Here is a 14464-nt window from a genome sequence, read left to right on the forward strand (position 1 = left end):
AAATGAAAGAATTCAAAAAATCCCAAAAGAGTATACTTGTTATTTTTATAGTTATACTTTTAGGAGTGATTTATTATGAGGTAAATACAAATAAGTATATAGACAGTATAGAAATGGAAAGCCCTGATGGAAATATTATAGTAAATTTATCAAATAAAGATAGTCTATCCTATAGCCTTAGTTTAAATGATGATCAATTTATATCTGATTCAAATTTAGGAATAAGCATTGATGGTAATAATATATTTGATAATGCAAAAATAGTATCTATTGAAGAGAAATATAATGACTCAACTTACGCATCAATGGAAAATTCTAATATAGCCAATGATTTAAATAACGAATATATCATAAATTTTGAAAATGAAGACTCTTCTAAATATTCTATAGTATGGAAAATCTTTAATAATGGGGCAGCATTTCAATATGTTTTTAAAGATGATAGTCTAAAAAGAATAGATAATGAAACATCGGAATTTACTATAGATCAAAATTCATCAGTTTTTTATAACACGGAACTACTTGATATGCAGGAAGTTTATAAAAAAAGCCATATATCAGATTTAAAAGAGAATACTATAATGGCGGCCCTACCTACATTTAAACTACCTTATAATAAAGGATACATTTCCGTAAGTGAGGCCAATTTAAAAGACTATTCTGGCATGGCTTTAAAGTATATGGGTGCTTCTAAATTTTCTGCTCATTATTGGAATACTATAAATGGATTTGATACAACTGCTCAATCTAGTCCTTGGAGAATTATATTTGTAGCAGATAACCTTAATAACCTAGTGAATAATACTATTGCACAGAACTTAAATGATGTTCCCGCAGGCGACTTCGACTGGGTAAAAACAGGAAAAGCTACTTGGTTTAAAGGCTATGATAAAGAAGGAAATATTATTGAAGAGGAAGCTGTTAAAAATTTACAAGCAGCTCAAAAATTAAATATAGAATATATGGTAATAGGAAACAACTGGAGATCTTGGTCTGATAATGAAGATAAAGCTTTTGAAAAAGTTGCAAAAATATCAGATCTTTGCAAAGAATATGGTGTTGGGCTATTTATTGGAAATGATGTTCCTGATATTGATCAAAGTGGTGATAATATGTATGACGATTATACTAGAGAAGAATTTCTAGAAAAAGCAAAAGCTGCTGGAGTTGCTGGTATTAAATTTGGACATATTCAAATGGAAACACCGCAAGCGGTTAATATATATAGACAAATAATGCAAGAAGCTTTAGAAAAAGAACTATTAATAATCTTTCATAACTCGAACAAACCAACTGGATTAAATAGGACTTATCCAAATCTGTTAACACAAGAGGGTGTTAAGGGGATGCAGTACAATTTAAATACTACAAATGCTAATGTTATACCATATACAAGGCTTTTAACTGGTGGTGCAGATTTTACGCCTTTAAGCCTATCAAATACTACTAGAATGGGTGATGGTACGTTAACACATATGTTAGCTAATACTGTAATTATTAGATCAAATTTACTAACTTTCATGGAATCTCCTTATAATATTGAAAATAGTGATGTTAGTGAATTTATTTCTAAGGTTCATAGTAGCTGGGATGAGACAATTGTATTAGACCAAAGCGAAATTGGAGAATTAAGTGCTTTTGTAAGAAGAAAAGACAATGAGTATTTTCTTGCAATACAAAATAGTAATAGTGAAAATAAGAAATTACAAATAAAACTTAATTTCTTAGAAGAAGGAAAGAAATATAAGTCTCTAGAATATAGAGATGATATTGATGATAGATCTCAATCTATTAGATATAGCAAAGAATATCAAAAAGATGATATTTTAGAAATAAATCTTTTAGAAGGTGGGGGATTTGTATCAATATTTGAGGAGGCAGAATAGAAAAGTATGTATAAAGATAATAAACTTACATCTATAAGATTAATAAAGAGCGAAAAAAAATTTGTAGGACTACCAGATATTAATGTATACGCTGATTTTCCTATCGAAGTTTTAGATAATGCAAAATATTTTTATGAAACAGAAGAGGAATTTGTATTTTACATAGAGCACCCTCCTCTAGATGATGTAATTGTTGCAGATTTAGAAATAATATTAAAAGGTAATTTACAAATTGAAAAGGTGCTAATTGAAAAACAATATTATTATTTTACTCAAGAAGATAATGTTGTAAATATATCATTAACTTTCGATAATCTTCCATTAAAAACTAGTACATTAAGTGTTCATACATTAATAAGAAAAGAAGGTCAAACTATGAGAATTGAGCATAATCAAAATAGTAGATATGTAGGGTTGTATAAAGAATATCCAGAATTACAAATTAAAGCTGTATTACATTATATGTTTGCTTGTTGGGAAATATTAAATATTAGTGAAATAGCAAGTAGTGTATCAGAAGATAAAGTAGGCCACTTTGCGATATTAGGATTTGAGACTAATAATGCTCTCCATCCTGATTTTCCACCACATTGGCATTTAATTTTAAGATGGCCATATAGAGTGGGTTCTCAAGCTCCGCACATTTATGTGGATCAATCCGGTAGGAATGTAAAAAACACATCATCTATTGATGCAATTCCTCACTTTAGAGCAGAGTTTGGTCCTGAAGAATGGATGGATTTGGTGGATATGTATGGTGAAAAGAGATTGGCCATAAAAGTAGATAATGATGGGGGATACACTTTAAGAGCTAATAATCAAGATTATAAAGTTTCTCCATTTTTTGAAAATCAGGTAAAGGTATCTATCAATAAAAATCCTCTTTTTTCCTTAAATATTACTGATGATAGTGAAAATGGATTGCTTAGGGCAAAATATGAGTATAGTTCTAAGATTAATTATATGGAATTACACTATGATAAATACACAGGCGAAATCCAAGAAATAAATGAATGGAGTGAGTAGATGGATGATAACTTACGAATTTTAGTTTTTACTGACCTACATTCAGAAATCATTGACAATGCAGAAAAAAGAGTAGATTCTATTATTAACAGTGCAAAAGCAAATTATGTAGATTTGATTATTAATATTGGTGATTTTGGATATCATGGAAACACCTCCGAATCTTTATGTGAAGAAGAAAACCAACCAGTTAATTATAATATTTTTTATAGCCAAAAAAGTAATAAATATATGCTAAGAACTAGAGAACTATTAGATAAGTTTGATGATCTTAATCTTCCGATACTTCATACATTGGGCAATCATGATATGGATTTTAATTCTAAAGAGACTGCGGTAGAAGATTATGGAATGATAAATAACTACTACTACTATGATATAAAAAATTTTAGAATTATAGTTTTGGATACAAATTATTACTTAGATGAAAATAATAACGAAATTAGCTACAAATTTGGTAATAATTTTAATCAGAAAAATAAAGCGGTTTTACCCTATGAACAGGTCGAATGGCTAAAGATTGCAGTCGAGACTGAAAAAAACCTAATTATTTGTTCTCATAATGTTCTAAACGATGATCCTCGTGGAATTGGAAATCACCAAGTTGTCGATGATATATTGAATAACACAGGAAAAAAAATATTAGCTCTATCTGGTCACAAACATATAGATAAACTAACTATTAAAGATAATTTATCTTTTTTAGAAGTTAACTCAGTATCTTATTATTGGCTAGGAGAAGATAAAAAAGTTAATACAAATTATCCTGCTGATTACTTAAAAGAGCATCCAGTTCTACCATACATATTAAGATATCCTGATCCTCTGTATGCTATAATTTCCTTAGAAAATGAAGATGTAACAGTTAAAGGCAGAGGGAGAGATATAAGTTTAAGTGAAGAAGAAAAAGAAAAAATAGATAACCCAAATGTTACTTCTAAAATGAAAGACTATAAATTTTAGATAAACATTTTATAAACTAATCATATAGATTAGATAACATGATAATTAACCTTATAGATATAAATCCTTATAGTTTGAGAGCTCCTTCTAGGAGCTCTTTTATTAGTAAATTATTTAAAATTATCAAATCCAAAATCAGAAATCTCGTCAATAACAAAATCAGTAGCATCTTTTGTTTTATCCCACTGCGCCTTATTCCAAAGAAAATCTTCTAGAAGGTCTTAGTCCAAATAAAGAAAATATAGATAAAAATCTAGAAAATTTTCTAATGCTTGTAACAGCTTTATCGCCAAAAATTGGTTATGATAAGGCAAGTGAACTAGCAAAATATGCCTTTGATAAGGGACTTACTTTAAAAGAGGCTAATGGAAAATTAGGATTTTTAGATGAAGAAGAATTTGATAAATTGATTGATCCTTCTAACATGGTTTAAAAGATAACTTTATTATTAAACCCTGATTTACTAAAAGATAATTTTAAAAATTATATTAATATTAAATAAAAAAAGGATACCGCATACCCGGTATCTTTTTCTTTTACCTATCCTAATAAATTATAAGCATCTATTTCCCAAATGCCATCTAGGTATAAAGTCGCATTTTCTTTTATATCTTCCCATTCGTTTTCGTTATATGGAAAGTCTTTTACTCCGCAGGTATTGATGCCTACTGCATTTGCAGCTTTTATTGCATAAAGGGCATCATCGTATAGGATGACTTCGCTTGCATCTACTCCAAACTCATCGATAGCGTATTGCCAATATTCTTGGTCTGATTTTTTAAAGTCAGTTAGATCAGGGGTGGTTAAAAAGCTAAAGTACTTGTCGATATTTAATCTTTCAAAGGCTAGTTTTAAGTAAATTGAATCTGTTGATGAAGCTATAGCCATTTCATAGCCTTTTTCGTGAAGCTCTTCTAATTTTTTTAAGGCTCCATCTTTTGGCAGTAAGGAATTTTTATAACCATCTTGGATAATTTCATCAAAATATTCTCTTACCTCTTCCGTGGTCATATCTGTTGCCATTTCATTTGCTATAAATTCGCACATGCCTTCTAGGGGAAGGGCTTCTATTTTGCCTTTTTCTTCTTTGCTAAGGGTATCGAGTCTAAAACCATATTTTTCAAATACTTCATTAATTGGATCTACCCAAATATGCATAGAATCAAGGATTGTCCCGTCACAATCAAATAATAATTTCATTTTTTCTCCTTTATTTTACAAAAATTGGGGAAGTTGTTACTAGTCTAATATTTTTCTTATCTTTTAAGTCGCCAAGGACTTCAAATCTTAGATACCCCTTTTTAGAATTTATACAAAAATCAATATTTTCATCATAACTAATTTCTTTTTCAAAAACTATTTTATCATTGTTGTAAATAAGAATTTTTCTAGGAATAGCTCCTATATACCTAGTATTTTTAAAAGAACCTTCTTTAACAATGATATTTCCAGTAAGCTCTCCTTCATTTATCATATCCCCAAACTCTACATTACTAAAATCATAAGTAAATATAGGCCCAAAAGTTAGGTAAGTATTGGCGTTTTTTATGGCACTTAAAGTATTTTTTTCGTTTATTTCGCCATTTATACCCACCATATTGATAGGCACTGTATCATCATCTTTGGATTTTACATGCCAGTCACGGCCTCCAAGGGCTGCCAATTTATAGCCATCCTTTAAAAGTTTTTTCCAAAACTTATAGGCAAGTTCTGTTGACTTACTATCTTCAGAGTTTTCTCCATTTACTAGCTCCAAATAAGAAAATTTAGAATAATCTTTTATATTAAATTCAAAGTGGCAGCCAGTACAAATAGGGTTGCCCATATCAAAGGGGTGGTTTATGGAAAAAACTGCATCTGGATTTTCCGCTAATATCTCATCTATACAAGCTTCCATGTCTGTAAGAGTTGCCTTGGTGTAATTTCCTGCATCATGGGCTCCTAAAATCAGCATGTGGCCAAAAAATGTAGTCCACTCTATGCCGTGAAAAACTGGAAGAATTTCTTTATCAAAACCCTTTTCATAAACTTCATCAACCCCTGCATCTGTATTGTGGTCTGTTAAAAACATAGCCTTATAGCCAAAGTCTTTGGCATTTCTTACTACTTCTTCTGTAGTTAAATGGCCATCAGAATGGTGGGTGTGGGAGTGGAGTAAGACTGGATAATATTTTAATTTACTCATCTATAGCCTCCAGAGAAATTTTAGCAGCGACCTTACTATTGCAAGAGTGCATGGATAGGACAAATTCGTAAGACCCAGATCTTACATCGAATTTTTTATAGCCTCGGGAAGAATAGTCTTTGCTTACCGTAATTTCTTGGTCATTTACCTTGTTATGGTAGGCGCCTACAAATTTGCCCTCATAAAAAAGACTGGTTGTTAGAAAATTTTCTACATTTGCATCTAGAGTGCCAGTGCGGTCCTCATCAGTATAAATATCATCTTGTAAATATTTATCAACTGCTTCTTTTAAAGGATCTATTTTTTCATCATCCGGTACTAGAGTTGGCGAGTATGAGAGTTTTATAATGAGCTTATCAAAGCTTTTATCAAGTTTAAATGGAAAACGCCTATGGGTTAGGCTATCTTCCTTGGTTAAATCTAAATTTTCATCTATAATTAGCATCTTTATTTCCTTTTTATTTTTTACATATCAAAAGTAATTATAGAAAAAGTCTATTATACCCATGTAATTTTTATGTAAAATCTAAATTAATAGGGCTTTTGTGCTATACTTAAAATATAAAAATAATTAAGGAGTTTATTTTGCATATATTAGTTGATTTGTACCTTACCTTTGCAAAAATTGGTCTTTTTACCTTTGGTGGGGGCTATGCTATGTTGCCACTTTTGGAGCGAGAGGTTGTTGATAATAAAAAATGGGCCAGTCGTGAAGAAATATTAGATTATTATGCTATTGGTCAGTCCACACCGGGCATTATTGCAGTAAATACTGCAACTTTTTGTGGATATTCTCAAGCAGGAAATTTAGGAGGAGTGATAGCCTCTTTAGGTTTTATCACCCCATCTATAATTATTATTTTAATTATTGCAAATTTTTTACAAGCCTTTAGCCATATTGAGTGGATCCAACATGCCTTTGCTGGTATAAGAGTAGGGGTTTCAGCCTTGGTTTTTTATTCGGTTTTAAAAATGATAAAGAAAAATGCAAGGACACCGCTTAAGTTTTCCATATTTTTGCTGACTTTTGTTGCTATAGGATTTTTACAAGTTTCACCAGTTATTATTGTAATAAGTGTAGGTGTCTTTGGAATTTTACTAGGAAGGATGGGTAAAGATGCTTAGGTTAATTTGGGAATTTTTTAAAACAGGAATCTTTGCTATAGGTGGGGGCATGGCCACTATTCCATTTTTACAAGAAATGTCTAAGACCTTTGGTTGGTTTAGTGAAGAAGACCTTTTAGATATGATAGCAGTTTCAGAATCAACACCGGGAGCTATTGGTATAAATATTTCTACCTTTGCAGGTTTTAAATCTTATGGAGTAATTGGTGCGATTTTTGCAACTATTGCTCTTATTACAGGGCCTATTATAATTACTCTTATAATTGCAAGGGCTATGGCAAAATTTAAGTCATCAAAAGCAGTTCATGATATGTTTGAAACCATCCGCCCAGCAACTGCTGGTCTTATTCTTGGAGCCATGAGCTCAGTTATAGCTATAACTCTTTTTAATATTCCCTTATTTAAACAAAGCGGAAATATTTTTGATCTCATAAGAGTAGTGCCAGTTGTACTTTTTGCAATATATCTTTTTGTATTAATTAAATTTAAAAAAGTCCATCCTCTTGCAATTATTTGCGTAAGTGCTTTAGTTGGAGTAATATTTAGTTTATAAATACTAATTAAAGGGAATAAATATCTAAGAATTTATTAAGGAGAATAAATGAAAAATAAATTGTTAATATTATCTGCCCTGCTTTTATTGGCAGCTTGTGGCAATCAAAGCAAAGATAATACTTCAAATAATAACAAAGAGCCTCTAAAAAGAGAAGATATTATAAATCCAGTACCAAAATTAAATAGAGATACTATAGAAGAAGAATTAGAAAACTATAAAAATATAAAAGAAGAAGTTCTAAGAGACCAACTAGAAGAGGGTGTAGCAGTCTTCAAAGCCCTAGATGGAACTAATATCCATAGCAAGTTTGAAGATGATCCTCAAATGTATACAACAATTGATTTTGGAAAAGAAGGTAAATTTACTGGAGAATATTTTGCAACTAAAGAAGCAGATGGCTATGATGCTGGCTTACATGAAGTTTCAGGAGAAGCTCAACTAAAAGAACAACATGTGAGTACTTATGAAGGTAAATTTGAATATGTAGAACAATTAAACCAGCAAACCTACAAATTGAGGTTAAAAGAGTTAAATATTACTTCAGAAGCTGGTGTAGATAGTGAAATTCCACAAAAAGTTTTTGTAGATTTTACTAAACAATTACAAGTAGGAGATGAGTTTATTCTTTACTTAGATGGCGCTTATATTCCATTAGCTGATAGAAAAGGAACAGCTCTAGAAAATCAAATAAATCCAACTACTACTCCAGCAGATAAAGAAGTGGTAGTAGATCATGCTTTTGGACCAATCTTATATAGTCCAAGCGAGGATGTAGTTTGGAAAACTTTTGTTTATTAATATAATGATAGAAAAAATAAAGACGGGAAGACTTCCGTCTTTTATTTTGATAAAATTTATAAAAGGAGATTAAAGATGATAGAAAAAATACCTACAATATTTGACACAGACCCGGGCATTGATGATGCTTTTGCCCTAAGTTTTTTAAATAAAAGTGAAATTTTTGATGTAAAGATGCTCTCATCAGTAGCAGGCAATGTAAAGCTAGAACATACTACAAGAAACTTACAAGGTTTAGCCTTTGCTATGGACTGGCAAGTACCAATTTATAAGGGTCTTGCTAAACCTATTTTGGGTCCACAAGTTTTAGCAGAAGGCTTTCATGGAGAAAATGGACTTTTAGGCTATGAATTTGCTGATAATGAGCTTAAAAAATTAGAAGATAAATCTGCAATAAAGTCTATGGCAGAAGTTTTAGAAGCAAATGATAAGACACTAATCATTGCTGTAGGCCCTCTTACAAATATTGCAAGCCTAATACTAGCCCGCCCTGACCTAAAAGAAAAAATAAAAGAAATTACAATAATGGGTGGGGCAATTGGTATGGGAAATGTAACAGCAACTGCAGAATTTAATATCTTTGCCGATCCAGAAGCAGCAGCGGTAGTATTTTCTAGTGGAATAAAAGTAAATATGCTAGGCTTAAATGTAACAACAAAGACTTCCTATGATATAGATATGCACAAGGAATTTAAAAAGTCAGATAAAAAAATAAATGAAATCTTATCAGCTGTTATGGATATAAGGATAGACCAAGCAGGGGCAGAGGAAAACTATACAACTTTCATGCACGACACTCTAGCAGTTATGTATCATACAAATCCAGAAATTTTTAAAAGTGAAATGATTCATATGGATGTAGAAACAAAAGGTGAATTTACTCGTGGTATGACAGTCCCAGATTTAAGGGCTCATTCTAATTTTTATAAAAACGTGAATTTTGTATCTGATATTGATATAGATAAATTTAAAGAAATATTCTTAGAAACTCTTGTATAAATTTAAGCACAAAAAAACCTAAGTCAAGTCGACTTAGGTTTTTTTTATTATTATCTTCTAACTCTTTTTCTAATTTCTCCAATAACAAGTGGTAGGAAAGATAATAGAAGTATTATCCACCATTCCCATGTGATAAATTGAAGTTCAAAAAGTCTTCTAATTGGTGGTACGTACATAACTAAAAGTAGTAGGGCAAAGGATAATAGGTTTGCTTTTACTAAGTTTTTGTTAGAGAACCATCCAAGTTCTTTTAATGTATATCTTTCACTTCTTACAGAGAATGCTCTTAAAAGCTCACTTGTAATAAGTGTCGCAAATACCATTGTGTGGGCACCTTCGATATTGTTAGGGAAGATGTATTTTAGACCAATGATATAGGCAGCTAGAACTGAAATTGTAATTGCAATTGATTGTAAAATTACATTTTTTCCAGTTTCACCAGCAAGGATTGATTCTTTAGGATCACGTGGTGGGCGTTCCATGATATCAGCTTCTGCTGGTTCCACTCCTAGAGCTAGGGCTGGGAAAGCATCTGTTACTAGGTTTAACCAAAGTAACTGGATAGGTGTAAGTGGGCTTGGAAGTCCAAATAGGATTGATAAAAATACTATTAAAACTTCGGCAATGTTACATGAAAGTAAGAAACCAACGAATTTTTTGATATTTGAGAAGATTACTCTTCCTTCTTCAACGGCATTTACTATTGTTGCAAAGTTATCATCTACTAGAATCATATCAGCAGTATCTTTGGCAACGTCAGTTCCTGTAATACCCATTGATATACCAATATCAGCATTTTTAATAGCTGGAGCATCATTTACCCCATCTCCTGTCATGGCAACAATATTACCATTGGCTTGAAGGGCATTTACTAACTGCACCTTATTTTGTGGAGAAACTCTGGCAAAGATTCTTTTTGTCTTTACAATTTCTCTGATTTCTTCTTCTGATTTGTTATTTAAATCAGATCCTTGCATAGCTTGGTCTTCGCTTTCTGCAATGCCAAGGTCTTTTGCAATAGCAAGGGCAGTTTCAAAGTAGTCACCAGTTATCATTATTACATCGATTCCAGATGCATGACATTCGGCAACTGCAGCTTTTGCTTCTGGTCTTGGTGGGTCAATCATACCTGTAAGACCTACAAATACCATTTCACGTTCGATATTTTCTGTTGTAAGCTCTTCACCTTCTAGAGTTTCGTATGGTTTAAATGAGTAAGCCATAACACGTAAAGCTTGTTTGGCAAGTTTTGTATTTTCTTCTAAAACTTGTCTTTTCATATCTTCTGTGAAATCTTCTAGTTTGCCATCAATCATGATTTTACTTGAGTTATTAATCATAATATCAGGAGCACCCTTAGTCATTGCATAGTAGGTACCATCCATTTCGTGGAAGGTTGTCATCATTTTTCTATCAGAATCAAATGGAATTTCATCTATTCTTGGATGAGCTTCATTTAAATCTTCTTGAACAATGCCCCATTTTTCAGAAAGAGTAAGCATAGCACCTTCTGTTGGGTCACCTGTTATTTCATATAAACCATTATTTTCAATTAAGTTTGCATCATTAGATAAAGATGCTACAGTCATTAGAAGTTTGATTTGGTCATGGTCTTTTATAGTTTCACCATCAAGTTTGATATCACCTTCTGGAGTATATCCACTTCCTTCAACATCAAATTCTTTAAAGTCTGTAAATACTTTTGTAATGGTCATCTCATTTTGGGTAAGTGTACCAGTTTTATCTGAACAAATTGCTGTTGTAGAACCTAATGTCTCTACAGAAACTAAGTTTTTAACAATAGCTTTTTTCTCAACCATACGGTTCATACCAATTGATAAAACAATTGTTACCACTGCTGTTAGACCTTCTGGTATAGCAGCAACCGCAAGAGATACTGCAACCATAAAGTTATCTAATAAGTCCATGCCTGTTCTAAAGTAACCTACTACAAATACTAAAATACTTACTATCACTACAAGAATTGCAAGTTTTTTAGATAAATCTTTTAATTGTCTTTGTAGAGGAGTTTCTTTATCTGCTACAGAATCAAGACTTGTTGCAATTTGACCTATTTGTGTTTCATGGCCTGTTGCAGTGATTACACCTTCACCGTGTCCGTATGTTACGATTGATGATGAAAATGCGGAGTTACTACGATCTCCTATACCTACTTCTGTATCATATACTGCTTCTGCATCTTTTTCTACAGCAACAGATTCACCTGTTAAAGATGATTCATCAATTTGTAAGTTTCTTGAATCAAGTAGTCTAATATCAGCTGGGATAATATCACCTGTTTCAAGAATAACAATATCTCCAGGTACAAGCTCTTCTGCTTTTACCTTTCCTCTTTTTCCATCACGTAAGACAGTTGCTTCTGGACTGCTCATTTTTTGTAGGGCAGCTACACTATCTTCTGCTTGACCTTCTTGGTAGATACTCATAATAGCATTAATAATTACAATAGCAATAATGATAATTGCCTCAACAGTATCGCCTGTAAAAGCTGATATGATTGATGCTACGATAAGCAAAATAACCATTGGATCAAGGATTTGGTCTTTAAGTTTTTCTAGTAAAGATCTTTTATTTGATGACTCGATTCTATTTGGTCCATATTTGTCCAAACGAGTTTTTACTTCACTAGAGGAAAGACCGGTTTTTGGATCAGAATTTAATCTGTCTAATAATTCCTTTTTAGAACCTTGGTAGTCCATATTTCCTCCTATAATATTTTTGCAAAAATGGTAATAAAAAAGACTTTTGGCAAAAACTGCCAAAAGTCTTGCCACCGTATGAGGGTTTATTTAACCGGAATTTAAAATTCGTTTTGACGATTAAATAATTGGGCTACTCCCTTTTGCTACTCTTATTATAGGCTAAATCTATAAAAAATACAATAAGAAATTTAAAATATAATAGCTCTTTTATGTATAGTAGATAAATACATAAAAACATTGATAAAAAATATTAAAAAACATCGTTGTGATATCTTTAAAGGAATATTTTTATCAAAGATATTTGCCTATACTTAAAGAAAGCAAACGTATGCAAACGCTTGACTTTTTTGATAAAAAACCATACTATTAGTATAGGTAAGGAGACGTCTTTATCAAATATTCACAATCATGAATGTGTAATAACTTACTTAATGAAAGTAAAGGAGTATATATGTTAAAATTTAACCTAAGAATGGGTATTGGTGCTCCTGCTTCACCTATCGTAAAAGATGGTGATGAGGTTAAAAGAGGCCAAAAAATTGCTGATTTTGACCCTGAACAATTATCAGTGCCAATTTATTCATCTGTAAATGGTAAAGTTAAAGAAGTAACTGATGAAGCCATCTACATAGAAAAAACAGATGATAATAAAGAATACCTTAAAATAGATAAAAAAGATAACCTTGCAGATGTTGCAAGAGAAGCTGGTATTATAGGTCTTGGTGGGGCAGGTTTTCCTACCTATGTAAAATTAAATACAGATTTAAAAGGCGAAGGATACCTATTAATCAATGCATCAGAATGTGAACCAATTCTTGAGCATAATATTGCACAAATTAAAGAAAATCCACAAAAATTTATTGATGCTGTAAAACTTGTAAAAGAAAATATTAATGCAAAAATGGCATTTATTGCTATGAAGATAATACACACAGAAGAAATCAAAGCATTAACAAAACTTCTTAAAGAAAACAACATTACAGATATTAGAGTATTCCCACTTAAAAATATGTATCCAGTTGGTGAAGAACGTGCTATCATTAGAGATGTTTTAAACCAATTACTAAGTGTAACTGACCTACCAAATGTTGCTGATGCAGTTGTAATGAACTCAGAGACAGCTATTGCAGTTTATGAAGCTTATACAGATGGTAAACCACTTATCGATAAAATGATGACAGTAGCTGGTAACCTAAATAATTTAGGTAAAAACGAATACGAAGTAAAAACCTACCCAATTGGTACAATTCTTTCTGATATTATCGAAGAATTTGGTGGAGTTCGCGAAAATTCTGGTGAAATCATAATTGGTGGACCATACACAGGTCATACAATGCTTGAAGAAGAAATTTTATCAAAAACAGTTGGTGGTCTTATTGTAGCTGATAAATGTGAACAAGTAGAAAAACTTGGAATCATTCGTTGTGCATGTGGACCAAACAAAGATAGATTACTTCACATTGCAGAAATGATGGGTGTAAAAGAAGAAGATTTAGTAGGATATGAAACTTGTAAAAATGCTATCGAAGTAAAACCAGGCGTATTTAAATGTCAAAACCCAGGTATTTGCCCAGGACAAGCAGAAAAAGTATTAAATCTTTACAAAAACGGTGCAAAAGATATCTTAATCGGTCACTGTACAGATTGTTCAAACACAGTAGCAGCTAACGTTGCAAATATCCCAGTAGAAATGCACCATGCTACAGACCATGCAAAAGATTCAATGGGCATGGAAAGAACAAGAGCAATGAAGTAAAGGAGCAAATATGGCATTAACAAATGAACAAGCGCAAGCAAATCTTGATAAAAAAGCTGTTTTAGCTCTAAGATCAGAAAAAGGAACAACAGTTACAGGACATCTTTTAGAAGATCCAGCTATGTTTGATCAACTAGAAGACTTAGGACTTATTGAAATTCCTGAAAATACACTTACAATTGGTGAAGTACTTGGTGCAGAAACTAAAGATCTTGTAGAAGGACTTACAGCAATCACACCAGAATTAGTAGATACATCTAAAGTTGTAAGCGCAGCAGATGAAACAAGTGCTGAAGTATCAAATGAAGAAGCTATTGCAGCTACTACAAGTGAAGATGTAGATATCAGCTTTGACTTTAGTGAAACAGCAAATAATGGCTTTGTAATTTATATAGAAGAAGGAAAAGATATCAAACTAGAATTTGAATTCTAATTCACCAATTTTAT

The 14464-nt window shown here is 31.7% G+C and carries 14 protein-coding genes; 10 read left to right on the forward strand and 4 right to left on the reverse strand.

Annotated features, from left to right (window positions below; genetic code table 11):
- The first annotated feature begins 2 nt into the window (after positions 1–2).
- The 4 genes from ACCQ40_RS02570 to ACCQ40_RS02585 all read left to right on the forward strand — a co-directional run bounded on the left by ACCQ40_RS02570 (position 3) and on the right by ACCQ40_RS02585 (position 4308).
- Positions 3–1886 (forward strand): glycoside hydrolase family 97 protein, encoded by a 1884-nt coding sequence (locus ACCQ40_RS02570; RefSeq protein ID WP_410032494.1) that lies wholly within the window; start codon positions 3–5, stop codon positions 1884–1886.
- Between the two features lie 6 nt (positions 1887–1892).
- A complete protein-coding gene (locus ACCQ40_RS02575; protein ID WP_410032495.1) occupies positions 1893–2912 on the forward strand; it encodes a hypothetical protein in 1020 nt (339 codons plus the stop codon).
- On the forward strand, positions 2913–3875 hold the full coding sequence (locus ACCQ40_RS02580) for a metallophosphoesterase family protein (protein ID WP_410032496.1): 963 nt from the start codon (positions 2913–2915) through the stop codon (positions 3873–3875).
- 172 nt (positions 3876–4047) lie between these two features.
- Positions 4048–4308 carry a hypothetical protein gene (locus ACCQ40_RS02585; RefSeq protein WP_410032497.1) on the forward strand — a complete coding sequence of 87 codons (261 nt, stop codon included), beginning with the start codon at positions 4048–4050 and terminating at the stop codon, positions 4306–4308.
- Positions 4309–4415: 107 nt separating this feature from the next.
- On the opposite strand, the gene ACCQ40_RS02590 is transcribed toward ACCQ40_RS02585, so the two are convergent.
- From ACCQ40_RS02590 to ACCQ40_RS02600, 3 genes are read right to left on the reverse strand one after another with little or no spacing between them, the layout of a single operon-like run.
- Positions 4416–5075, reverse strand: a complete 660-nt coding sequence (locus tag ACCQ40_RS02590; protein WP_394010916.1) for an HAD family hydrolase — start codon at positions 5073–5075, stop codon at positions 4416–4418.
- A 10-nt stretch (positions 5076–5085) separates the two neighbouring features.
- A complete protein-coding gene (locus ACCQ40_RS02595) occupies positions 5086–6060 on the reverse strand; it encodes a CehA/McbA family metallohydrolase (protein WP_410032498.1) in 975 nt (324 codons plus the stop codon).
- Complete coding sequence (locus ACCQ40_RS02600) at positions 6053–6505, reverse strand: hypothetical protein (RefSeq protein WP_410032499.1); 453 nt, start codon at positions 6503–6505, stop codon at positions 6053–6055. The genes ACCQ40_RS02595 and ACCQ40_RS02600 overlap by 8 nt, the downstream gene beginning before the upstream one ends.
- Before the next feature lie 140 nt (positions 6506–6645).
- Between ACCQ40_RS02600 and ACCQ40_RS02605 the strand changes: the two genes are divergently transcribed.
- The 4 genes from ACCQ40_RS02605 to ACCQ40_RS02620 all read left to right on the forward strand — a co-directional run bounded on the left by ACCQ40_RS02605 (position 6646) and on the right by ACCQ40_RS02620 (position 9538).
- The gene (locus tag ACCQ40_RS02605; protein ID WP_410032500.1) at positions 6646–7185 is read left to right on the forward strand and encodes a chromate transporter; all 540 of its coding nucleotides are present in this window, start codon (positions 6646–6648) and stop codon (positions 7183–7185) included.
- On the forward strand, positions 7178–7738 hold the full coding sequence (locus ACCQ40_RS02610; protein ID WP_410032501.1) for a chromate transporter: 561 nt from the start codon (positions 7178–7180) through the stop codon (positions 7736–7738). Before ACCQ40_RS02605 ends, ACCQ40_RS02610 begins: the two co-directional genes overlap by 8 nt.
- A 48-nt stretch (positions 7739–7786) precedes the next feature.
- Positions 7787–8539: a hypothetical protein gene (locus tag ACCQ40_RS02615; RefSeq protein WP_394019235.1), complete on the forward strand. Its 753-nt coding sequence runs from the start codon at positions 7787–7789 to the stop codon at positions 8537–8539.
- Between the two features lie 75 nt (positions 8540–8614).
- Positions 8615–9538 (forward strand): nucleoside hydrolase, encoded by a 924-nt coding sequence (locus ACCQ40_RS02620; RefSeq protein WP_410032502.1) that lies wholly within the window; start codon positions 8615–8617, stop codon positions 9536–9538.
- A 50-nt stretch (positions 9539–9588) separates the two neighbouring features.
- Here ACCQ40_RS02620 and ACCQ40_RS02625 read toward each other — a convergent pair whose 3' ends face one another.
- Positions 9589–12258 (reverse strand): cation-translocating P-type ATPase, encoded by a 2670-nt coding sequence (locus ACCQ40_RS02625; RefSeq protein WP_410032503.1) that lies wholly within the window; start codon positions 12256–12258, stop codon positions 9589–9591.
- Between the two features lie 454 nt (positions 12259–12712).
- On the opposite strand from ACCQ40_RS02625, the gene prdC reads away from it, so the two are divergent.
- Together prdC and ACCQ40_RS02635 are read left to right on the forward strand one after the other, a co-directional pair.
- The gene (gene prdC, locus ACCQ40_RS02630) at positions 12713–14017 is read left to right on the forward strand and encodes a proline reductase-associated electron transfer protein PrdC (protein WP_410032504.1); all 1305 of its coding nucleotides are present in this window, start codon (positions 12713–12715) and stop codon (positions 14015–14017) included.
- Positions 14018–14027: 10 nt separating this feature from the next.
- The gene (locus ACCQ40_RS02635) at positions 14028–14450 is read left to right on the forward strand and encodes a hypothetical protein (RefSeq protein ID WP_410032505.1); all 423 of its coding nucleotides are present in this window, start codon (positions 14028–14030) and stop codon (positions 14448–14450) included.
- Positions 14451–14464: the final 14 nt, after the last annotated feature.

It is taken from the genome of Anaerococcus cruorum, from assembly GCF_046365495.1.
Taxonomy (GTDB): Bacteria; Bacillota; Clostridia; order Tissierellales; family Peptoniphilaceae; genus Anaerococcus; species Anaerococcus cruorum.

Excerpts from the sequence above, each read along its gene's own strand:
- ACCQ40_RS02575 (WP_410032495.1), top strand. The coding sequence starts at position 1,893 with ATGTATAAAGATAATAAACTTACATCTATAAGATTAATAAAGAGCGAA.
- ACCQ40_RS02570 (WP_410032494.1), top strand. The coding sequence starts at position 3 with ATGAAAGAATTCAAAAAATCCCAAAAGAGTATACTTGTTATTTTTATA.
- ACCQ40_RS02580 (WP_410032496.1), top strand. The coding sequence starts at position 2,913 with ATGGATGATAACTTACGAATTTTAGTTTTTACTGACCTACATTCAGAA.
- ACCQ40_RS02600 (WP_410032499.1), bottom strand. The coding sequence starts at position 6,505 with ATGCTAATTATAGATGAAAATTTAGATTTAACCAAGGAAGATAGCCTA.
- ACCQ40_RS02610 (WP_410032501.1), top strand. The coding sequence starts at position 7,178 with ATGCTTAGGTTAATTTGGGAATTTTTTAAAACAGGAATCTTTGCTATA.
- ACCQ40_RS02620 (WP_410032502.1), top strand. The coding sequence starts at position 8,615 with ATGATAGAAAAAATACCTACAATATTTGACACAGACCCGGGCATTGAT.
- prdC (WP_410032504.1), top strand. The coding sequence starts at position 12,713 with ATGTTAAAATTTAACCTAAGAATGGGTATTGGTGCTCCTGCTTCACCT.
- ACCQ40_RS02590 (WP_394010916.1), bottom strand. The coding sequence starts at position 5,075 with ATGAAATTATTATTTGATTGTGACGGGACAATCCTTGATTCTATGCAT.
- ACCQ40_RS02615 (WP_394019235.1), top strand. The coding sequence starts at position 7,787 with ATGAAAAATAAATTGTTAATATTATCTGCCCTGCTTTTATTGGCAGCT.
- ACCQ40_RS02635 (WP_410032505.1), top strand. The coding sequence starts at position 14,028 with ATGGCATTAACAAATGAACAAGCGCAAGCAAATCTTGATAAAAAAGCT.
- ACCQ40_RS02595 (WP_410032498.1), bottom strand. The coding sequence starts at position 6,060 with ATGAGTAAATTAAAATATTATCCAGTCTTACTCCACTCCCACACCCAC.
- ACCQ40_RS02625 (WP_410032503.1), bottom strand. The coding sequence starts at position 12,258 with ATGGACTACCAAGGTTCTAAAAAGGAATTATTAGACAGATTAAATTCT.